The organism is Thalassospiraceae bacterium LMO-JJ14, assembly GCA_021555105.2.
In the GTDB taxonomy this organism is placed as follows: domain Bacteria; phylum Pseudomonadota; class Alphaproteobacteria; order Rhodospirillales; family Casp-alpha2; genus UBA4479.
The window spans coordinates 2,454,292-2,476,167 of record CP134604.1; the positions used below are offsets into that span (position 1 = coordinate 2,454,292).

Sequence of the window (21,876 nt, forward strand, 5' to 3'; positions counted from 1 at the left end):
CGCGCAGACACAATTTATCGCTTAAATCCTCCCATTAATGGAAACATGGGGATCAAACAGGCGTTCGCACAGATTAAAAATGCATGGCTGGCCGAACGGCCTCAATGGGCGCTTTGGTTGCCGGTTTTCCTGGGCGCCGGGATTGCCGCTTATTTCGCCTTACCCTCAGAGCCGCCACTCGTGCTGGGGACGTTCGCAGCGGCATTCGGCACGCTGGTAACGGTGAACGTGAAAACCGATCGCTTCAGGGTTGCCGCAATAGCCCTGACGGCGTTTGCCCTTGGTTTTGCGTCGGCGCAATGGCGCACGGAAAGCGTGCGGGCACCGGTCATTTCGAAGCGAACAAAGCCGCTCGGATTGTCCGGAACGATTGAGCGGATTGAGCTTTCCGGCAGGGGCGGCAGAATCATCGTGTCCAACCCGGCGTTCACCCGGAAAATCCGAATGCCGATACCCGAAAAAATTCGCCTGAGCTTTAAAGGCGACCGTGAAAACAGTACCGATCTGTTACCTGGCGACCGGGTATCGCTGCGCGCCGTACTTCGCCCACCACCGCCGCCGACCATGCCCGGCGCCTTCGATTTCCAGCGCCGCGCCTGGTTTATGGGTATCGGGGCATACGGCTTCGTGCTTGGTGATATACGGAAAACCGGGGATGCAGCACGCGCACCACCCTGGGGCATGCTTTCCGTGCAGCGGGAAATCGAAACGCTGAGGCTTACGATCTCGACACGCGTCCATGAACTTGCACCGGATGAAAATGGCGCCGTGGCAGCAGCACTCCTCACAGGGCATCGCAGCTATATCGGCGCGGATGTCCTGCAGGTCATGCGTGACGCAGGCATTGCGCATCTGCTGGCGATTTCCGGCCTGCATATCGGCCTTGTCGCCGGTATCGTTTTCGCCGGGGTCCGGTTGCTATGTGCTGCAATCCCCTTTATCGCGCTTCGCCTCAACACCAAGAAGACCGCCGCGCTCATGGCGATCCCGGCGGCCTTTGCCTATGCGGTGCTGGCCGGGTTCACCGTGCCGACGGAGCGCGCCTTTCTGATGACCGGGCTGATGCTGGCCGGTGTTCTGATGGATCGCCGGGCGTTGAGCATGCGGAACGTTTGCTGGGCGGCAGCGGTGATCTTGCTGTTTCGTCCCGAAAGCCTGACCGGCCCGGGGTTTCAGATGTCCTTTGCCGCGGTTACGGCATTGATCGCGATTTATTCAGCCCTCGGCAAGCACCGCAGGAAAGCCGCAGCCAATGGCGCGGGCGGCCCTGTAGAACGGGCAGGGCGCAATCTGGGGCGTTATCTGATGGGTGTGACTCTGACCACCGTCGTTGCAAGCACGGCGACGGCACCATTTGCCGTATATCATTTTCAACACGCCGCCGCCTTTGGCCTTGTTGCCAATGCTGTGGCCGTCCCGCTGGCGGCACTCTGGGTGATGCCCTTGGGCATCGTCACGCTCTGGGCCATGCCGTTCGGGCTTGAAACCGTGCCGCTGCAAATGATGTGCACAGGCATCGATCTGATCCTTTCAAGCGCCCGGTATCTGGCGTCGCTACCGGGGGCAACCGTCGATCTCGCGGCACCGCCGCTTTGGAGTCTCTGTATCATGGTCCTGTCCGGGCTGTGGATGTGTCTATGGACCGGGCGATGGCGGTTGTACGCACTGCCGCTTTTGATGATCGGTTTCTGCGGTTCGGTTTTCTCTGCTCAACCCGATATCATCATCGATGGCCAGGGCCGGCTGATTGCCGTGTTGCATGAACAGGGGGCGTTTCTGACATCTTCCGGCCGTAAAGCTCGATTCGAATCCGAAGACTGGCAGCAAAGATCAGGACACAGCGAAACGCCGCATCCCTGGCTCAGAAGTGCAGAGCACACCCAGGGGCGGCTCCGATGCGATGACAATGGATGCGTGTTCGATGTCGCCCACAAGCCGATCGCTATTTCGATGAGTGAAATAACGCTCATGGACGACTGCCGGCGGAGCTGGATGCTGGTTGCCACCATCCCCGTCCGCGGCAAGTGCCGGCCACCGTGGGGCGTTATCGACCGCTTCGATCTGTGGCGGTACGGCACGCATAGCATCAAGTTCACGGACCGGGGGCCCGAAATCAGAACCGTCAATGGCGAGCGGGGCAGGCGGCCATGGGTCCTGAGCCATGCTCAGGACGACGGCATACGCAGAAATCAGTAATACCGGTACAGTGCCTTGAGAACGCCCTGAACCTTGACCTGATCGGGGCCGAAGATGCGGGTCTCGTAAGCGGCATTGGCGGGTTCCAGCGCAATCGACGCGCCCTTGCGGCGCAAACGCTTCAGCGTCACCTCGCCATCATCGATAAACGCGACAACAATCGCGCCGTTCTCAGCCGTTTCCGTTTCCTTGATGATCACCGTATCCCCATCGAGGATTCCTGCCTCGATCATGGAATCGCCATCGACCTCGAGCGCATAGTGATCACCGCCCGAGAGCATGGCGGCCGGCACATCGATGAATCTGTCGGGGTCGCGCAAGGCTTCGATCGGCGTTCCTGCGGCAATCCGGCCATACAAGGGCAACTGGACAGCATCGGCAGCCTCGGCGGCATGCGCGCCGACCATGCTGAATTCGCCCTCGATAACCTTCGGTTTGAATGTCGGCGTAACCTGTTTCGGTGCAGAGGATTTCGCAGGTGTCGCATTTTCCGGCAATTTCAGAACTTCCAGGGCGCGGGCGCGATGTGCCAGACGGCGGATAAAACCGCGTTCCTCAAGCCCCGTAATCAGACGATGAATGCCCGACTTCGATTTCAGTCCGAGCGCTTCCTTCATCTCGTCGAAGGACGGCGAGACACCATGGTTCTTCAATGATTCATCGATGAACATGAGGAGTTCGTACTGTTTTCGCGTGAGCATATAGCTATTCCTGACATACAGACACCCAAGATGTAGAGATCATCCAGGGATCATAAGAAGAACAAACAACAAACAATTATCAATTGTTCTACTTAAGTTCTCTTTTTCTGTCAACAGGGTAAATGCCGCGTTCACAGCTTCTAGGCTAGAATTTCGTCAGGGAAAAGCCGAGCGGCACGATTTTCACGATATCGCCGGCCTTGGCTTCAGGCGCGCCGATTTCACGCATGACCAGGCAATCGGCATCGGCGAACAGCGCCATCATGGAACTGTCCTGACGCTCGAACGGGGTCGCCGTCGGCAGGTCGCAATCGCTCGGCGCGAGGCTGGCGCGCATGAAATCGAGTCGTTTGCCGTTGGCCTTGAGGTCGCGGCCGAGGCGGGCCGCCTGATAGAGCGGGGCGGCTGCAATGCCGAGCATGCATTCGACGGCAGCCTTCAGGAAGATCGCCGCCGTCACGCCGGTCGACACCGGATTGCCGGGCAGACCCAGCAGGTATGTTTCACCGATACGCCCAAAGATCAGCGGCTTTCCCGGGCGCATGGCGATCTTGTAAAAACCCAGCTCCAGCCCTTCATCGCCGAACACCGACTGTACCAGATCGTGGTCGCCGACACTGGCACCGCCCGATGTCACCAGAATATCGAAACCCGCTGCATCCCTGAGCCGTTCACGCAGGCTGTCGGGACGATCCTCGGCAATGCCGATGGAAACACCTTCCGCGCCCAGCACTTCGGCATAAGCAACCAGCGCAACGGAATTGGAACTGACGATTTGATCGGGACGTCTGGGGGCTCCCGGCATGACGATCTCGTCGCCGGTCGAAAGTACCGCAATGCGCGGTTTGCGGCGCACGCGGATCCACGTCGCCCCGGCAGCGGCGGCAAGGCCGATATCTCGGGCCGTCAGCACGCGGCCAGCGCTCAGCAGCACTTTACCGGCAGCGAAATCCAGGCCTTCCGGTCGCACCCATTCACCTAGCACGGCGGCCTGTTTGACGATGACGGCCGAACCGTCGGTGTCGGTGTCTTCCTGAATGACAATGCTGTCCGCGCCTTCGGGCAGTCCACCACCGGTAAAGATGCGCGCGCATTCGCCGGCACCGATCTTGCCCTCGAACGTGTGCCCGGCAGCGGCTTCGCCGATCTGCGTCAGCGCCACCGGCACGCTGGCCGCATCCTCTGCGCGAACGGCATAGCCGTCCATGGCAGAAACCGCCTGCGGCGGATGGCTGACCGTGGCGATCACATCCTCGGCTAAAACCCGCCCCAGACCATCGGTAATGAATATTTCCTCGGTGCCGAGCGGGCTGATGCCGGCGCGGATCTTGTCGAGCGCTTCTTCGATGCTCAGCATTTATTCGGCCTCGAACGTGCCGGACTTGCCGCCTGCTTTATGGGTCAGGCGGATATCGGAAATTCGCATGCTCCGGTCAACGGCCTTGCACATGTCATAGACGGTAAGCGCGGCAATCGATACGGCGCTCAACGCTTCCATTTCGACGCCCGTCTGTCCCTTGAGCTTGCAGGTTGCCTCGATATCGACGGCATGGCGCTCGGGATCGCAGATCAGGTTCACCTTTACCGAGGTCAGCGCCAGCGGATGACAGAGCGGGATAAGCTCGGGCGTCTTCTTGGCCCCCATGATGCCCGCCAACTGCGCCACGGACAGAACGTCGCCTTTCTTGACGCCGCCCTGCATGATCTTGGCCAGTGTTTCGGACTGCATATAGATGCTGCCTTTGGCGCTCGCCGTGCGTTCGGTATCGGCCTTGTCGGAAACATCGACCATAACCGCGTTTCCGTCGCCATCGATATGCGTGAATTCCGCCATCTAAGCCGCCATGTCCGGGTCGAGCAGGGCGCGGGTCGCAGTCGCGACATCGTGCTCGCGCATCAGGCTTTCGCCGATCAGGAAACAACGCGCGCCGACACGCGCCATGCGGTCAAGATCGGTGCGTTTAAACAATCCACTTTCACAGACCATGATCCGGTCGTCGGGAACCAGTTCGGAAAGTGCTTCCGTCGTCGCGATATCGACTTCCAGGGTCTTGAGATTGCGGTTGTTGATGCCGAGCAACGGCGATTTCAGCTTCAACGCCCGGTCCAGTTCCCTGGCATCATGAACTTCGACCAGCACATCCATGCCGTAATCCATGGCCGCGCCTTCGAGTTCAGCGGCCTGATCATCGGACAACGCCGCCATGATCAGCAAAATACAGTCGGCCCCCAGCGCCCGCGATTCAGCGATCTGATAGGGATCGACCATGAAGTCCTTGCGTAGCACCGGCAGCGAAACCGCGGCACGCGCCGCCAGCAGATAGCTGTCGTCGCCTTGGAAATACGGCTTGTCCGTCAGCACGCTGAGACACGCAGCGCCCCCGGTCTCATACGCCGTAGCGAGAGAAGGGGGATCGAAATCGGCACGGATCAGGCCTTTTGAGGGCGAGGCTTTCTTTAATTCGGCAATCAGTCCGTACCCGCCCGCATCCATCTTGGCCCGAAGCGCCTGCACGAACCCGCGCGTTGCCGCCTGCGCCCGCGCATCCGCCTCGACCTCGCTCAGCCCACGCACCGCTTTCGCCGCTGCAACGTGCTCGCGTTTGTCGGCACAGATTTTCGCCAGTACGTCGCTCATGGTTTATCCAAATAAAACGTCAGGAATTGGTGATCGCGACAAGCTTGTCCAGTGCCGCGCGGGCCGCGCCTTCGTCGATAGATTTCACAGCAAGCGCAGCACCTTCGTTCAAATCACCGGCCTTGCCGGCGACGATCAGCGACGCCGCCGCGTTCAGCACGACAATATCGCGATAAGGACCGGGTGCGCCCGCCAAAAGCATACGCAATGCCTCGGCATTCGCATCGGGATCGCCACCCTTGAGTTCATCAGCCGTCGCCGTCGGCAACCCGGCATCACCCGGCGTCACCTCGAATTCCGTGATTTCACCGTTCGCCAACTGGCAGACATAGCTCGTCCCGGTTGTCGTCAATTCATCGAGACCGTCTGCTCCGTGCACGACCCAAGCGGCCTCGCATCCCATGTTGGCCAATGCCTCGGTCATCGGCCGCAACCATTCTTTCGAGTACACACCGGTAAACTGGCGTTTCACACCAGCCGGGTTCGACATCGGTCCGAGGATATTAAAGATCGTCCGCACCCCCATCTCGACGCGGACAGGGCCGACGAAGCGCATCGCGCTATGGTGGCGCGGCGCCATCAGGAAACCGATCCCGGCTTCGGCTATGGCTTTTTCAATGACCGGGAATTCCGCATCCAGATTGACGCCCAGCGACGACAATACATCGGCAGCGCCAGACTTTGACGAAAGCGCCCGGTTACCGTGCTTGGCGACAGGCACCCCGGCGCCGGCGACAACGAAGGCCGCGCCTGTGGAAATATTGAAGGTACCGGATGCATCGCCGCCGGTGCCGACGACGTCCATCGCCCCCTCGGGGGCTTCGATGCCCGTCATCTTGGCGCGCATGGTGCGGACCGCGCCGGTAATTTCATCGACGGTTTCACCACGTACGCGGAGCGCCATCAGAAAACCGGCAATCTGCGCCGGTGTCGCTTCGCCGGACATGATAATCGCGAACGCGGCTTCGGCTTCATCGGCGCTCAGGCTTTCGCCGGCGGCGACCTTGTTCAGGACCGGCTTCATCTCGTCGCTCATCAGGCTGCCTCCTTACCGCGCGTCATGTCGATGAAGTTCCTGAGGATATCGTGACCGTGCTCAGAGGCGATGCTTTCCGGGTGAAACTGCACACCATGGATCGGCAGGGCCGCGTGGCGGATACCCTGTATCGCCCCATCCTCGCTGTGAGCTATCGCAATCAATGAATTCGGCAGGGTCTCTGGATCGATGGCCAGGGAATGATATCGCGTAGCTTCGATCGGCGAGGGCAGGCCGCGGAATACGCCGGTGCCGTCGTGGGTAATTGAGGACATCTTGCCGTGCATCGGCATGGGCGCGCGGACGATGTGGCCGCCGAAAGCCTGACCAATCGCCTGAAACCCCAGGCAGACACCGAATACAGGTACAATGCGTTCCGCAGCAGCCGCTACCAGATCAAGGCAGATACCGGCTTTGTCCGGATCGCACGGACCGGGCGAAATGACGAAGCCCTCGGCCCCCATCGACATCGCTTCTTCGACGGTAATCTCGTCGTTCCGGCGCACAACGACCTCTGCGCCCAGCTCGCCCAGATAATGCAGCAGGTTGTAAGTAAAACTGTCGTAGTTGTCGATCAGCAGAAACATTGCGTGGCCCCACTTAAAACGAAGCCGAAGATTGCATCCCAGACCCGACACGGTCAAGCCAACTCGCCCCGAAAGGGGCAAGGCAACTCAAAGCTTTAGGGCTTGTCCGGCAGAGAATCAGATAGCGCGACGGCGCTCCACATGACCATGATTCTTCAGCTGGCGGCGGCGGCGGTCGGGACCGAAGAAATCGCCGACCCGGATAAACGGCCGCGGGTTTTCGATCACGCTGCAAAGACGTGAATAGATGGTCTTGGCGGAAATCGGTTTGGCCAGGAATTCGGTCATGCCATTGTCGCGCGCAAAGCAGACATGGCGAAGTTCCGTATTGGCGGTCACGACCACAATCGGCGCATAGGGATTCGGCGTGTCCAGAGCCTGGCGAATCTGACGCAGGAAAGCCATGCCGTCGAGATCCGGAGTCCAGTCACAGAGAATGATATCCGGTTCGTTATTGCAGAAATATTTATAAGCTTCGCGGGGATCGGGGGTCGAGAAAACGGTTGCGACGCCAAACTCGGCAAACACGTCTGTCAACAGCTTGCGGACAAGCAAATGTTTCTCAAGAACCAGGATATTAAGCTGGCTAAGGTCGTACGACTTCATTAACTCTTCCCTTTTGGAGCGCTGTTAACGTTTCGTATACGCATCGTGCCTGACCGGAACCTGACAAAACCACTATTTTCTACATACTTAACTTCAAAAGCTGATAAATCAGACAATTGACCGTACGGCACTGGTGCTTTAGGCAATCTTCGTTACGCACCCAAGCAACGGAAATCCTGACGTGGCGCCAAAACCCGCAGAAAACCCTATATCTGGACGCGGAAAGCTCTCGGGCTGGCCACGTCCGCGCCAATCAATTGCCAAAAGGATCGGACTTAGCCCGATTCGCATGGCACTTTTGATCGTAATGGCGTTAGGTGGATTATTCGGCGGCTACTACCTCGGCAAAGAGGTCGCGCCAGCCCCCAAAACGATACCTGCGGAAAACCCGCCTGCAACGTCTCATCCCCCCGACGCAGGGCATAGTATATACGAAGAATCTCTTCCTCGCGATATCATTATTGAAAGCGGCGGGATTCTAAAGCGTATCGGGCTGCCGGAACCGGACGGCGTAATCGACCTCGGAAACGGCACCAAAAGCGCTCTCCAGCCAGAAACTGCCAAAAAACCGGACGAGACTGAGCAGCCTTCAGATAAAGGCATTTCCGCGCCGCCGTCAGAAGCTTCTCAACAACCTGTAACGGATGATACGGCAGTCAAACAGCCGCCGCCTGTCGAAACCGCGCGCCTCCCCGATACGCGCCCGGAAGCGGCCTTACCCGCGAATATCGCGGAACTGCAACGCGCCCGCGGCGAAAGTCTCCCGGCATGGCAACGCTACGCATTGCCGGTGACGCGGAACGGCAAGCCTGCAATCGTCATTGTGATCGACGATCTAGGCCTGGACCGTCGCCGTGCCCGGCGCATGGTGGCACTTCCAGGGCCGCTGACGCTTTCTTTCATGTCCTATGCCGAGGATCTACAGAACCAGGCCACACAGGCCCGCAAAGCCGGTCACGAGCTTATGCTGCATGTTCCGATGGAACCCGGTTCGGCAAAGATAAATCCGGGGCCGAACGTGCTGCTTAGCGGCATGCCCAGGGACGAACTTTTAAAAAACGTCACATGGAACCTCGAACAGATGAGCGGATACGTCGGCATCAACAATCACATGGGGAGCCGCTTTACCTCAGATGCAGGCAGCATGAAAATCGTCGTCGCCGCGCTTAAGGAGCGGGGCTATCTGTTCCTGGATTCCGTCACTTCCGGGCAATCGGTCGCCCATGAGACAGCACGGGACGGCGGCATTCCATTCGCCGTCCGCAACGTGTTTCTGGATCATGAAGACGATCTGGAAGAGATTCGCACGCAGCTTCGCCATACCGAGCAGATCGCCCGCAAGACCGGATTAGCCATTGCCATCGGCCATCCGCGCGACAACACGATCGAAGCGCTCAAATCATGGCTGCCGACCCTGAAGGAGAAGGGGTTTCAACTGGTGCCGATTTCATCGGTTGTTCGGGTAAAGGCGGATTAACCTGAAAACTTGACCGCATCCTCGGCGGCGCGGACCAGGGCACGGGCCTTGTTGACCGATTCCTGATATTCGAACTCGGGATCGCTGTCGGCCACAACACCGCCACCGGCCTGGATATAGAGCATGCCGTCCTTGATGACGCCTGTTCTGAGCGCAATCGCTGAATCCATGTCGCCATTGGCACCGAAATAGCCGATACAGCCGGCATAAACCCCGCGCCGGACGGGTTCGACCTCGTCGATGATTTCCATGGCGCGGATTTTCGGCGCCCCGGATACCGTCCCCGCAGGAAAGCCCGCGAACAGGGCGTCCAGCGCATCCTTGCCTTCGGCCAGATCACCTTCGACGTTCGACGAGATATGCATCACATGCGAATAATATTCGATGGTGAATTGTTCCGTCGGCTGCACAGTGCCGATTTTCGCCACCCGCCCAACGTCGTTCCGCCCGAGATCGAGCAGCATCAGATGCTCTGCCCGTTCCTTGGGATCGCTCAGCAAATCTTCCGCCAGGGCCTTGTCTTCTTCCGGGGTCGCGCCGCGTTTGCGCGTCCCGGCAAGGGGGCGCAACGTAATCCGTCCGTCGCGTACACGGACCAGTATTTCCGGGCTGGACCCGACGACCTGAAAATCGCCGAAATTCAGGAAATACAGATACGGTGACGGATTGAGACGCCGCAACGAACGGTAAAATGCAAACGGCGGCAGCTTGAACGGGACGCTGAATCGTTGCGACGGGACAACCTGAAAGGCGTCACCGGCATTGATGTAATCGACACATGTTCTGACGGCATCGTGAAACTGCGCGCGCGTCATGTTGGACTGCGGCTCTAGCGGCACGATCTCGGCGTCATTGCTGGCACGCGGCAGGGATACCTCGCGGGCAAGGTTTTCCACCGTCGATGCGATGCGCGCTTTACCGGCCGCATAGGCTGTATCCGCATCGACGCCGTCCGCCGGCCATATCGGCGAAATGACAAACACGGAATCCTTGAGTGCGTCGAAGATCGCCATCACCGTCGGGCGCAGGAAGATACTGTCGGGCACACCGATCGTATCGGGATTGTCGTCGGGCAGGCGTTCGGCAAGGCGCACCATGTCATAGGACATATAGCCGACAAGCCCCGATGCCATCGGCGGCAGGTTCTCTTCGACGTCGAAACGGCATTCATTGACCAGCGCACGCAGCGACGCCAGTGCACCGTCTTTTTCGGCGACCGGGCAGGGCGCAAAGGCATCGGGTGCGCTCAGCGCCGTGCGGTTGATCTCGGCCCCGCCCGGAAAACAGCGCCACACCAGATCGGGATCGAACCCGATGATCGAGTAACGGCCGCGTGTCGCACCGCCTTCGACGGATTCCAGTAGAAAACTGTTCGGCCGCTCTGCGGCCAGCTTGAGCATCGCCGAAACCGGCGTTTCAAGATCGGCAACGATCTCGGCCCACATGACCTGCGTCTCACCGTTATCGTACTTTCGGCGGAAGCCTTCGGCATCAGGCAGAATTTTCATCAGCCGATCCCTGCTCAGAGCGGTTGGCGCGGATCGAAACGGCCCGGCTTGATAACCGCGTCGAAGACGCGCTGATTGACCGTCACGCCAAGCTCGGACCGCATGGCTTCCATAAGCTGTGCCGAAAGATCACGACCAACGTCCAGATCGAGCTGATCGTCGACTTCGTTCAGGCTCATGATGCCTTCGCCACTGGCCGGTGCGATCACGTCACGAAGGTGAACCACCGCATAATCGTTGCCGATACGCGCGATCCCGGCCTTGTTGGGCTGCAGCTTGAACATCGCTGCTATCACCGGCGCCGGCGCTTTGTCGCGTTCCGTGCGGGCGAGCGGACCCACGGTCTCGATCGAGGCCGGGACAACGCCCGCCAATGCCGTGAAAGCCGTGCCGCCATCGACGAGTTGCGCCAGTTCCTTGGCCTGCTTTTCGGCGCTCTTGATCCGTTCAATATTTTTCCAGGCATCGACGACTTCGTCTCGCACCTGTGCCATCGGCCTGAGGGCAGGGGCGGTGATGCCGTCGACGCGCAGCATGAAAAAGCCCTTGTCGCCGGCTTCGGTCAGTTCGCTTTCGATCCCCTGTTCGGCGGCGAATGCAACCGGCAGCAGGCTGGCCAGCCCCTCCGGCACACCGGCCGCTTTTTCGCCGCCAGGCGCCTTGCCGTCACGGTCGACGGCAACGATGGTCACGGCGGGCGAACCGACGCTGGCGCCAGCTTCCTCGAGTGTTGCGCCACCGCCGATCTGGTCCTCGAAGCGGGTCGACAGATCGTACAGCGCATCGATGGCATGTTCGTGTTTGACGATTTTCGTCAGTTCGTCACGTACTTCGTCCAGGCTCTTCGTAAAGCCCTTGTCGATTTTCGTGATCTTCAGGATGTGCCAGCCGAGCGGCGATTTCACCGGCCCGGCGTACGCCCCCTCATCGATATCGAAGGCGACCTTGGCAAGATCGGGCAGCAGGCCTTCACGAGTGATCGAGCCGAGGTTGACCGCCGCCGGTTCCATTTCCGCGACTTCCGTCGCCACTTTCATGAAGTCCTGGCCTTGCAGAAGCATTTGCGCGGCTTCATTGGCCTTGGCCTCGTCGGTCAGAACCATCTGCTGAACGGTACGCTGCTCCGGCTTGATATAGCTCTGTGCGTTGGCGTCATAAGCCGCCTGCAGTTCTTCCGGGGTCGCCGCGACATCGTCCATCAGCAATTTCGGATCAAGATGCACATAGGTGATCTTGCGGTATTCCGGCGCCGTGAAACGCTGCGACTGATCGTCATAGACCTGCTTGAGCTGCTCATCCGTCGGCATGCCCGGATCGGCCTGATCCGAAGCCATGATCATCAGCGTGTCTGCGGTGCGTTTCTCAAAACGGTAGGCGCGCAGCATCTCGGTCATTTTTTTCGGCGACGCCGGCGAATGGTCGACGGCACCGACGAGCTGGCGCAACGCAATGTCGGCGCGCACGCGTTCGATATACACCTGTTCGGGGAAGCCGCTGGCGCGCATCACTTCGTTAAAGCGGGTGCGGCTGAACTTGCCGTCGAAGCCGTGGAACGTCGCATCATTGTGGATCGCCTGCGTGACCTGCTCGTCGGACACCAGAATGCCGAGGTCCGCAGCCTTTGAAGCCAGCGCGGCGTCGTTGATCATCCGTTGCAGCACGGCATTGCCGATACCGAGCCCGACCAGTTGTTCCTCGGTCAGGCTGCCGCCGAAAGTCTGGCGCAGGCGCTGGGTTTCGCGGCTCAGCTCGTAATCGAATTCCTGCGGATCGATATCGCGCTCACCGACACTGGCCACGGTCAGTTCCGACGCGCTGGTGCCGATGATGTCCTGAATACCCCAGGCGGCAAAACTGATGATCAGGAGACCAGCCATTGCCTTGACGACGATCGATGCCGTTTTGCTTCTGATTGCTTGGAGCATGCCTATCTATTCCCAGTACTTTAGCGTTAACTTCTGACGTCCACGCGGCCGACCCTGCGGCGCCTGCATTGCGGCGGCATATTAGGGAACGGGGAAGGGGGCGGCAATAGCGCGTTGGCGAATTGAAGCCTCCCCACCGGCGTGGTATTTAGCTCTCGCATTTTAGACATCGAAGGAAACCACATATGGCTGATCGCACGACCCTGATTGCCGGCAACTGGAAAATGAACGCCAGCAGCGAAATGGCGATAACACTGACCGACGGCCTGAACGCCTGGCCGGGGGCCGCGAACGTTGAAATGCTGATCTGTCCGCCGTTTCCCTATCTGGGGCCGGTCGGCGCGATGATTTCCGAAAGCGACATCAAACTCGGCGCGCAGACCTGCCATGCCAATGCATCCGGTGCGCACACCGGCGACGTGGCGGCGGAAATGCTGGCCGATCTCGGCTGCAGCTACGTCATCGTCGGCCATTCCGAACGCCGCGCCGATCACGGTGAAACCGATGCCGATGTCTGCGCCCAGGCCACAGCCGCACACCGGGCGGGGCTTTGCGCCATCGTCTGTGTCGGCGAAACCGAAGCCGAGCGCGATGCCGGCAAGACCCTCGATATCGTCGGGTCTCAGGTTGCGGCTTCAATCCCCGATGGTGCAACCGCCGATAACCTCGTCGTCGCCTACGAGCCAGTCTGGGCCATCGGCACCGGCCGCACGCCGACGAATGACGAAGTGCAGGAAGTCCACGCCGCCATTCGCGCCAGCCTGAGCGCTCGTTTCGGCGAGGTGGTGGCGGGCGGTGTGCGCCTGCTTTACGGCGGCTCTATGAAGCCGTCGAACGCCGCCGAACTGCTCGCGTTGGCGGATGTCGACGGTGGCCTGATCGGCGGCGCCAGCCTGAAAGCCGAAGACTTCACGGCGATTGCCGACGCGGCGGGCTGAATACACGCCTGACCCTCTCTACAAGCAAGCTCGGGTTAAGCAATTAACCCGCCCATCCTTGCATAGCTTCCGATGAACGAACGATTGGAGGGCAGGGGTATGCGCGTTAAACTGGCAATCATGACCGGATGGATGACACGAACAGCATTGTGCATCGCGCTGTTGATGAGCGCGGCAGCACCGGTGCGTGCCGATGAGGCGTCGACGGGCGGCCCGGCAAATGTGCCGCCGCCGCTTTTCCAAATGCGTTTTATCTATGCTGGGGATCAAACCAAAACGACGAGCAAATGCATAGGAAATCCGATCACGCCGCTGTGTGTGGCGGATACAAAATTCGCGCGAGATTTTTTCAATAATGACGAACAACTCGGCGAGATCGCCTGGGGGCAGAAGCCCGGCATTGAGGGAATAGAGTTAGAGGGAAAGAAGTCCTCTCGTGCGCATGACATGTGTTACCAGCTAATCGGCTACTGGTACCACCATGAGGGTGACAGCAATTTTGAAAAGAACCCAATGTATAAACCCGGCGACGTCGCGCTTCAGTTTTACATTGGCGTTGTTGTAAACGATACGTGCGACTTATTTCATTTCGACGACATACCATATGAGCAAGGAATGCTAATCCGCAAAGGACCCTATGGCTGGCGGATTTATAATTGGCATCACGCGATAGATTATGTTCGGCAACCGGACTGTTATCATTGTACAGATGAAAAATGATCGGATGGCCGCCGAAATTCAATAGATCGGGTGTGTGTCTGGCCTTGATCGGCCAGACACACATTTAACTCAGCTTCGTTTAAAAAGCCGACCCGTCCCGAAAGCGATCGAACCGCGCCGCTTCCCCTTTTGCGGTCGCTTCGTTTCTAACATCATGTTTGCGAGCATCCGCGAGGGCGTCCATCAGGCGTTTTCGCGTTACTGGGTCCGCAGCCAGTTTTTGGTAAGCACCAAAGGTCTCCGGACCGACAGGACCATCCGCCTTTACGGCACCCGGCGTCACGGTGTTGATCGCATTTTGAACGACCCTTCCGCCTTGTCCGCTTGGTCTTTGCCGAAGCTCTCAACGGATTTCCGGTCAGACTGATCGATCCCAGCCCCGGGTCTGCGCCCGGGACAAGCTTTGGCCGGGGTCCAGAGCATCCGGTGAAACTGGATTCCGGCTTGCGCCGGAATGACGGGAAGAATTTTGCAACGTCTCGTTCAGCACCTTGCCCGCCTGACCGACGCGTTTCGTCAGACCGGCATTCACGGCGTTTGCGAAAAATCTCGCCCATCCTTGCATAGCCTTCGATGAACGAACCGTTGGAGGGCAGGGGTATGCGCGTTAAACTGGCAATCATGACGAGATGGATCGCTTGGCCGGATGGTTCGGCCTGATGATGACACCCGGGAACGCCTCAAGGGCATTTATTATTGATTGCAGAAATGTGAGAATCTAAAGATGTCCGGCAAAAAAAAGATCGAGCTAGCGCCACTAGGCTTCGCAGCTGTCTTCGTGATGCTTCTTTTTACCGGCGATCTGGCGAAACTGGCAAAGCAATGGTCCATCGGCAGAACTGAGCCTGCAGACACAGTCGGCGTTTCGGCAGAGCCGGCGTCCGATAAACCCCGCGCCGCATCTGCCGACATATCTCAGCCCGCCAATCCGCCTGTCCCGGATGACGGCGGCCTTCAAGGTGGCCTGAACGATCCGGGCGCTAAGGCAGACCTGTCGGCATCTGCCGACAACTTCATGGACCCCGCTTATCTGAAGTTCCGTCCCGGTGCGGAATCCCCACGCGTTCAGGAAGCAATGCGGTTGGATGGCGCCAAGAATTACAAATCCGCATTCGAGATATTTTCAGAGGAAGCCAAAAATGGAAATCCACACGCACAGTTCATGATGGCCAAGTACTTTGATCATGGGATTGGCCGACCGATTAATGTTCTGGAGGCCCTCAAATGGTACAGATTGGCGGCGTCAAATGGGCATATCGTCGCACACTACAATTTGGGTGTCATGTTCCAGACAGGCGATGGCGTCCCCGACAATTATCGGGATGCAATGAAGCATTACACCGTTGCTGCTGAAGCATGTTACTTAAACGCTCAAAATAATCTTGGAATATTGTACGCGCGGTTACCCAAAAAAATTCGCGATTACGCTCAAGCGCATATGTGGTTGGAGATTGCTATTGCATTGGGTGACAAAAAAGCAAAAGAGGTCAACGACCTGCTGCGCCATAAGGTCACGATTTATACAGAATATGAGGCAGGCGTACGAAAAGCACAGGAGTGGCTTGAGAGCCACTCCTGTGAGTAGTATCGCCCACAAATTTATGCAGCATCAATCATCAGGGCGAATTGCTTGGTCAATCGCCTGATCGGTGCCGAAGCCGACGATGTCGCCGACAATTCCTCTGACCCGGCTGCCGACGGCATCGCCGCCGATGGAACCGACGAAATTGGCAATGCCGAACTGAAACGCCCGTTCGATGGCGTCATGGCCGGCTTCGGGATGTTTCTCCGCCCATTCCGCAAGCGCATTTGGATCGGTGATATCGACCCCGTCGCGGCGTGCCGCAGCCATACTTTCCTTACGGAGTGCCTGTGAAAACGCGGTCGCCGCAGCAGGCGCTGCGGCAACTGCCCCCATAGCAGGGCCCTTGACGGCGCCCCCCACACCAATCGCTGCGGATGCCGCTTTGTCGATCGTATCCTCCTTGCGCCTGGCGCGCGTTTCCAGCTTTTCTTCATGCGCAGCACCTTCGTGATCTATCTCCGGATGCGGCGGACGCGGAATGCGCGCGTATTCAGCAGCGGCAGCGCGCACCTTCTGAGCGCCATCCTGCATCCGCTGACGAATGCCATCGACACGTTCGCGTGCAGCCGGCAAGGCGGCTTTTGCTGAGCGGTCACCCTTGGCGGCTTCATTCGCCAGAAAGTCGGCTTTGAATTCAGCGCCTTCCAGTTGGGCCGCATTAACGGCTAGTCCGACAAAAGCGTCTTCGTACGCCATACGATGCTTACCGCGCGCCTCGGCGTTCGCCGTGCGTTCAGCTTCTGTGGTACGCCGGTAGTAAGTGGCCGATTCCTGCTGTGCACGACGGCGGACAGGATCGTGTGCAAGGCCGTTCAGTTCGGCCTGAATTTTTCCGGCCTCCGATTTGTCGCCACGTTGAAGCGCATCGACCATATTGTGCGCCCGGCGTCGGGCATCCGTATCAAATGCGAACCCGCGGTCCATGCTGTCACGCAGCTTTTCCAGCCGGTCCTTGTCCAGATGCTCGTCCGCTCGTTGCGCTGCCTCGATCTCGCCAAGCGCATCAAGGGCGCTCTCGATCTTGGCCTTTTGCTCGTCCGCGCCGACACCCTGTCCTTCGATCTGGTCGCCATGACCGGACGGTGCCTCGGCGTCGCCGGGTTGCACATAAGCGGCCCCCCCTTCGGTCATGGGCTGCTCGGGAATGTTCCAGATATCACCCGGCGCATCCTGCGGCGCGGACGGTTCTCCGGTGTCGGGTGCCGCGCTGTGCTGATCCATTCCTGTTTCGGCTTTCGCCTTCAGTGGCATCATCTCCGGCTTGTCCCGGTCCGGACGATACAGCAAATCACGCTGTACATCGCCGGGCTTTTCCTGACCGGGACGGTGCAGCATGTCCCGCCGTGCGTCGTCGGGATTGTCCAGGTCTTCAAGCCGCAACACTTTCGTGCGACGGTCAGGGAGTGACCCGTCCATCGGCTGACCGGGCAGGCGGTCGGGCGGAAACTCGGAAATGACGCCGCCCCGGAGCAGCTCTTCGAGGCGGGTGCGGTCCTCGGCCCCGATGCCCTGGGCGGTGCGGCCGAACAGCTCTTGCGCCTGTTCGGGATCGCTCGCGTGCACCTGTTCGATCATGTCGGCGACCTCGTGCACCGCTTTCGTCCCATCCGTGTTGATCGCGTCCACGGTGAAGCGGGGGAGATCGCCGACCGTGGTGCGGCGTTTCAGCGCATCCGCCGTGCGCCGGTTGGCGGCAATGGCCGCGTCGGAGAGTGTGATGGTTTTTCCATCCGCTACGGCACCGTCATTCCGGCGAAAGCCGGGGTCCAGAGCATCCGGTGAAACTGGATTCCGGCCGGAGCCTGTCCCGGGCGCAGACCCGGGGCCGGAATGACGTGAAGAGGAATTCAACGCCTCGTCCAGCATCTTACCCGCCTGATGGACGATCTTGGTCAGGCCCGTGCTCACGGCCTGTCTGGCCTCGATGGCCTGTTTGCGTGCGTCGGTGCTGGCTTTTTGTTGCGCGGCGGCTTGCTGCTCGCGTTGGCGGCGGCGTTGCTCGGCTTCCTCGTGCCGGGCGCGGGCCTGGGCGCGTTCGGCGTCTTCGCGGGCCTTGTCCAGCCGATGACGGTCCTGCGCCTTGCGATAATCGGAGCGGGTCTCGTCGCTCAGGTCCGCTTTCACCCGGGCCTCGGCGGCGGCGACGGCATTCTGCTTGGCATCGGCACGAAGTTCGGCGTTCAGGACCGCGTCTCCGGTAGCCGGTCGCGCGGGCGTCGCGGGCTGCGCCGGTGCGGGCTTCACGAAGCCCTGACCGGCAAGACGCGAGAACGTCTGCTCCGTCGGTCCGCCCGGATTGACCAGTCCGTCGCGCTTGAGGGTGCCGTCCATGCGTTCCTGCGCACCGATGATCCCCTTGAAGAGGGTGGCGTCGGCGTGCGATTGCGGCGCTTCCATCAGGCCGTTGGCGGTCAGCGCGCTTGAGACCTTCATGACGTCGCCGGGCGCATTGGCGGCGCCCATGCCGACAGAGCCGATAAGATCGGACGTGACGGACTTGGTGGCGGATTTAGCCGTGGATTTAGATTGCAGGTTCTGCGTCGCTGCCTGCACAGCGGCATTGTCGGTGGTTCCCATCTGGAAACTCCTCTGATCAAAGTTGCTGAAATGAAAAAGGCCGCCCGGAAGGGGCGGCCTGGATCGGAAAGAGCGGACTTCGCAGTGTCCGGACAGATCCCGGACCGGGTCCGGGACGTACCCGAAGCGAGGCCCGGGATACAAAAAAGCCCCGGATTGCGGACACACTTGCCCCCGGGACTTGAATCACTTTTTAAATTAAACTTATCCGCGAGTCAACATGACAAATTCGTGCACATGGGCCATTTATGCACGACCAGGACCGTGTCGCCGGAACATTGCGGGAAGGGCCGAACGGACCCATATGAAATCCGGGCTGGTCAAAACCCGCTGGAGCCGTTAGAACACGCCCCGTTCAAAGGTTCAGGAGACGAACGCACTATGGAAACGGTTGTTCTCGTCATTCATCTGATTCTCGCCATCGCATTGGTGGCGGTGATCTTGATGCAACGCTCCGAAGGCGGCGCGCTCGGCATGGGCGGCAGCGGCGGAGGCGGCGGCGGTGGCTTCATGAGCGGCCGTGCGGCAGCGGATGTCCTGACCCGAACCACCGCCATCCTGGCGACCTGTTTCATCATCACCAGCATCACTTTGGCGATCATGGCGAGCCAGGGCCGCGAATCGGGATCGATTTTGGATCAGACTCCGCCCGCATCGTCGACCCCGGTGGCACCTTCGTCGACGCCGACGGTACCGCAGCCGACCGCACCGACACCGCAAAACTAATGCAAAATCAAAGCCTCAGACCCTCCGGCCCAGTTGAGCCGGGGGTGCCCCCATGCGCGTGTAATTTGAACGGTTGGCAGAGCGGCTTCTTGATGTATGGTGTCCGCCCATGACGCGATTCATTTTTATCACAGGCGGCGTGGTCTCCTCCCTCGGAAAAGGTCTAGCCTCCGCAGCCCTCGGCGCGCTTCTTCAAGCGCGTGGGTTCAAAGTCAGGCTCCGCAAACTGGATCCTTATCTCAACGTCGATCCGGGCACCATGAGCCCGTATCAGCATGGCGAGGTGTACGTCACCGATGACGGGGCGGAAACCGACCTCGACCTCGGCCATTACGAACGCTTCACCGGTGTCGGCGCGAAAAAGTCCGACAACGTGACGACCGGGCGCATCTATTCCGACGTCATCGCCAAGGAACGCCGCGGCGATTACCTGGGTGCGACGATCCAGGTCATTCCGCACGTCACCGACGCCATCAAGAATTTCGTGATCTCGGATCTCGAGGACGAGGATTTCATCCTCTGCGAGATCGGCGGCACGGTCGGCGATATCGAGGGACTACCGTTCCTCGAAGCGATCCGCCAGCTCGGCAACGATCTGGGGCGCGAACGGGCGATGTATCTGCACCTGACGCTGATCCCGTATATCGCCGCGGCCGGTGAGCTGAAGACCAAGCCGACGCAGCACTCGGTCAAGGAACTGCTGTCTTTGGGCATTCAGCCGGACATGCTGCTGTGCCGCTCCGAGCATGAACTGCCCGAAGGTGAAAAGCGCAAGATCGCGCTGTTCTGCAACGTCCGCGAGGATGCGGTCATTCAGGGCCTCGACGCCAAGAGCATTTACGAAGTGCCGATCCGCTACCACGAGGAAGGCATGGACGACGTTGTCTGCCGGCATTTCGGCATCAAGGCACCGCAGCCGGATCTCACCATCTGGAAAGACATCCATGTCCGCAAGACCAAGCCGGAAGGCGAGGTCTCGATAGCCGTCGTCGGCAAGTACACCGGCCTGCTGGACGCCTATAAATCGTTGTCGGAAGCGCTCGATCACGGCGGCATCGCCAACAATGTGAAGGTCAATTTCAACTGGATCGACAGCCAGATTTTCGAGGGCGACACGCCGCTTGAATACCTGGAAGACACGCACGGCATTCTGGTGCCGGGCGGCTTCGGCGAACGCGGCGCGGAAGGTAAGATCCTCGCCGCCAAGTTCGCGCGCGAGCGGGGCATTCCGTATTTCGGCATCTGCTTCGGCATGCAGATGGCGGTGATCGAAGCGGCCCGCAATCTCGCCGGGATTCCGAACGCCAGCTCAACCGAATTCGGCGCGACGGACGAGCCGGTGGTCGGTTTGATGACCGAATGGCTGAAGGGCAATGCTTTGGAAAAGCGCCAAAGCGACGGCGATCTCGGCGGCACCATGCGGCTCGGCGCCTATGCCTGCGAACTGGCGGAAAACAGCCGGGTTCGGAGCATTTACGGCAGCGAAATGATCTCCGAGCGGCACCGCCACCGCTATGAAGTGAACACCGATTACCGCGAACGGCTGGAAGCGGCCGGACTGCGCTTCTCGGGCATGTCGCCGGACGGCATTCTGCCGGAAATCGTCGAGTATCCGGACCATCCGTGGTTTATCGGCGTGCAGTTCCACCCGGAACTGAAATCCAAGCCGTTCGACGCGCACCCGCTGTTCACGTCATTCATTCGCGCCTCGGTCAATCAGTCCAGGCTGGTTTAGAGCAGCAAAACCCTTTCCCCAAGCGGCGTTAGGCGCTATCAGAAGCGCATGAGCGAACAACGTACCGTTAACGTCGGGCCCGTGAGCCTCAGCAATCAAAAGCCGCTCGGCATCATCGCCGGGCCGTGCCAGCTGGAAACGCGCGAGCACGCGCTTGAAATATCCAGCCAGCTCAAGACTTTAGGCGAAAAGCTCGGCATCGGCATCATCTACAAGACGTCCTATGACAAGGCCAACCGCACCAGCCTCAAGGGTCAGCGCGGCATCGGGCTTGAGGATGCACTGCCGATCTTCAGGGAAATCCGCGAGGTGACGGGATTGCCGGTGCTGACCGACGTGCACGAACCGGCGCACTGCGCCGCCGTCGCCGATGCCGTCGACATCCTGCAAATTCCTGCATTTTTATGCAGGCAGACCGATCTTTTGCTGGCCGCCGGTATCACAAATAAGCCGATTAACGTCAAAAAGGGGCAGTTCCTGGCACCTTGGGACATGAAGAACGTGGTCGACAAGATTCTCACCACCGGCAACGAGCAGGTCACCGTGACCGAGCGCGGCGCCAGCTTCGGCTACAACACCCTGGTTACCGATTTCCGCGGCCTCCCGACGATGAAGAACGACACCGGCTGCCCGGTGGTGTTCGACGCCACCCATTCGGTGCAGCAGCCGGGCGGGCAGGGATCGAGCAGCGGTGGACAGCGGGAATTCGCCCCGGTGCTGGCACGCTGCGCCGTATCGCTCGGCATCGCGGCGGTGTTCATGGAGACTCACCAGGATCCGGACAACGCCCCCTCCGATGGCCCGAACATGATTCCGATCAACCGCTTAGAGGGCGTTCTTAAGGATTTGATGGCATTCGATGCGCTGGCGAAATCAAGCCCGGCACCGGAAAGCCTCGCCAACAACGACTGATACACACAA

Annotated in this window: 18 protein-coding genes; 8 read left to right on the forward strand and 10 right to left on the reverse strand. The window is 59.7% G+C overall.

The genetic code is table 11. The features are described from left to right. Positions 1-45 precede the first annotated feature (45 nt). A complete protein-coding gene (locus L2D14_11575; GenBank protein ID WNJ98508.1) occupies positions 46-2,196 on the forward strand; it encodes a ComEC/Rec2 family competence protein in 2,151 nt (716 codons plus the stop codon). Here L2D14_11575 and lexA read toward each other — a convergent pair. From lexA to L2D14_11610, 7 genes are all read right to left on the reverse strand, one after another. Further along, positions 2,190-2,897 carry a transcriptional repressor LexA gene (gene lexA, locus L2D14_11580; protein WNJ98509.1) on the reverse strand — a complete coding sequence of 236 codons (708 nt, stop codon included), beginning with the start codon at positions 2,895-2,897 and terminating at the stop codon, positions 2,190-2,192. The two genes, L2D14_11575 and lexA, sit on opposite strands and share 7 nt — an antisense overlap. A 145-nt stretch (positions 2,898-3,042) precedes the next feature. Next, complete coding sequence (locus tag L2D14_11585) at positions 3,043-4,254, reverse strand: molybdopterin molybdotransferase MoeA (protein ID WNJ98510.1); 1,212 nt, start codon at positions 4,252-4,254, stop codon at positions 3,043-3,045. Next, positions 4,255-4,731: a cyclic pyranopterin monophosphate synthase MoaC gene (gene moaC, locus L2D14_11590; protein WNJ98511.1), complete on the reverse strand. Its 477-nt coding sequence runs from the start codon at positions 4,729-4,731 to the stop codon at positions 4,255-4,257. It abuts the gene before it with no gap. Continuing rightward, the gene (trpC, locus tag L2D14_11595) at positions 4,732-5,535 is read right to left on the reverse strand and encodes an indole-3-glycerol phosphate synthase TrpC (protein ID WNJ98512.1); all 804 of its coding nucleotides are present in this window, start codon (positions 5,533-5,535) and stop codon (positions 4,732-4,734) included. Between the two features lie 19 nt (positions 5,536-5,554). Then, the gene (trpD, locus tag L2D14_11600) at positions 5,555-6,571 is read right to left on the reverse strand and encodes an anthranilate phosphoribosyltransferase (GenBank protein WNJ98513.1); all 1,017 of its coding nucleotides are present in this window, start codon (positions 6,569-6,571) and stop codon (positions 5,555-5,557) included. After that, positions 6,571-7,158, reverse strand: coding sequence for an aminodeoxychorismate/anthranilate synthase component II (locus L2D14_11605; protein ID WNJ98514.1), 588 nt, complete (start codon positions 7,156-7,158; stop codon positions 6,571-6,573). The genes trpD and L2D14_11605 overlap by 1 nt, the downstream gene beginning before the upstream one ends. Before the next feature lie 117 nt (positions 7,159-7,275). After that, the gene (locus tag L2D14_11610) at positions 7,276-7,764 is read right to left on the reverse strand and encodes a response regulator (protein ID WNJ98515.1); all 489 of its coding nucleotides are present in this window, start codon (positions 7,762-7,764) and stop codon (positions 7,276-7,278) included. A gap of 289 nt (positions 7,765-8,053) precedes the next feature. Here L2D14_11610 and L2D14_11615 point away from each other — a divergent pair, with 289 nt between their 5' ends. After that, positions 8,054-9,241: a divergent polysaccharide deacetylase family protein gene (locus L2D14_11615; GenBank protein WNJ98516.1), complete on the forward strand. Its 1,188-nt coding sequence runs from the start codon at positions 8,054-8,056 to the stop codon at positions 9,239-9,241. Here L2D14_11615 and trpE read toward each other — a convergent pair. Both trpE and L2D14_11625 read right to left on the reverse strand, forming a co-directional pair. Next, positions 9,238-10,749, reverse strand: a complete 1,512-nt coding sequence (gene trpE / locus L2D14_11620; GenBank protein ID WNJ98517.1) for an anthranilate synthase component I — start codon at positions 10,747-10,749, stop codon at positions 9,238-9,240. The two genes, L2D14_11615 and trpE, sit on opposite strands and share 4 nt — an antisense overlap. A 14-nt stretch (positions 10,750-10,763) precedes the next feature. Next, positions 10,764-12,674 carry a SurA N-terminal domain-containing protein gene (locus tag L2D14_11625; GenBank protein WNJ98518.1) on the reverse strand — a complete coding sequence of 637 codons (1,911 nt, stop codon included), beginning with the start codon at positions 12,672-12,674 and terminating at the stop codon, positions 10,764-10,766. A gap of 185 nt (positions 12,675-12,859) precedes the next feature. Here L2D14_11625 and tpiA point away from each other — a divergent pair, with 185 nt between their 5' ends. The 3 genes from tpiA (at position 12,860) to L2D14_11640 (ending at position 15,917) form a co-directional block, all read left to right on the forward strand. Beyond that, positions 12,860-13,612 carry a triose-phosphate isomerase gene (tpiA, locus tag L2D14_11630; GenBank protein ID WNJ98519.1) on the forward strand — a complete coding sequence of 251 codons (753 nt, stop codon included), beginning with the start codon at positions 12,860-12,862 and terminating at the stop codon, positions 13,610-13,612. 99 nt (positions 13,613-13,711) lie between these two features. Then, complete coding sequence (locus L2D14_11635; protein ID WNJ98520.1) at positions 13,712-14,332, forward strand: hypothetical protein; 621 nt, start codon at positions 13,712-13,714, stop codon at positions 14,330-14,332. Positions 14,333-15,056: 724 nt separating this feature from the next. Next, the gene (locus tag L2D14_11640) at positions 15,057-15,917 is read left to right on the forward strand and encodes a tetratricopeptide repeat protein (protein ID WNJ98521.1); all 861 of its coding nucleotides are present in this window, start codon (positions 15,057-15,059) and stop codon (positions 15,915-15,917) included. Positions 15,918-15,941: 24 nt separating this feature from the next. Here L2D14_11640 and L2D14_11645 read toward each other — a convergent pair whose 3' ends face one another. Beyond that, entirely contained in the window at positions 15,942-18,494 is a 2,553-nt protein-coding gene (locus tag L2D14_11645; protein ID WNJ98522.1) for a hypothetical protein, read from the reverse strand. 381 nt (positions 18,495-18,875) lie between these two features. Between L2D14_11645 and secG the strand changes: the two genes are divergently transcribed. From secG to kdsA, 3 genes are all read left to right on the forward strand, one after another. Next, positions 18,876-19,220, forward strand: a complete 345-nt coding sequence (secG, locus tag L2D14_11650) for a preprotein translocase subunit SecG (GenBank protein ID WNJ98523.1) — start codon at positions 18,876-18,878, stop codon at positions 19,218-19,220. 109 nt (positions 19,221-19,329) lie between these two features. Further along, entirely contained in the window at positions 19,330-20,955 is a 1,626-nt protein-coding gene (locus tag L2D14_11655) for a CTP synthase (GenBank protein ID WNJ98524.1), read from the forward strand. 48 nt (positions 20,956-21,003) lie between these two features. Continuing rightward, positions 21,004-21,867, forward strand: coding sequence for a 3-deoxy-8-phosphooctulonate synthase (gene kdsA, locus L2D14_11660; GenBank protein ID WNJ98525.1), 864 nt, complete (start codon positions 21,004-21,006; stop codon positions 21,865-21,867). Positions 21,868-21,876 lie beyond the last annotated feature (9 nt).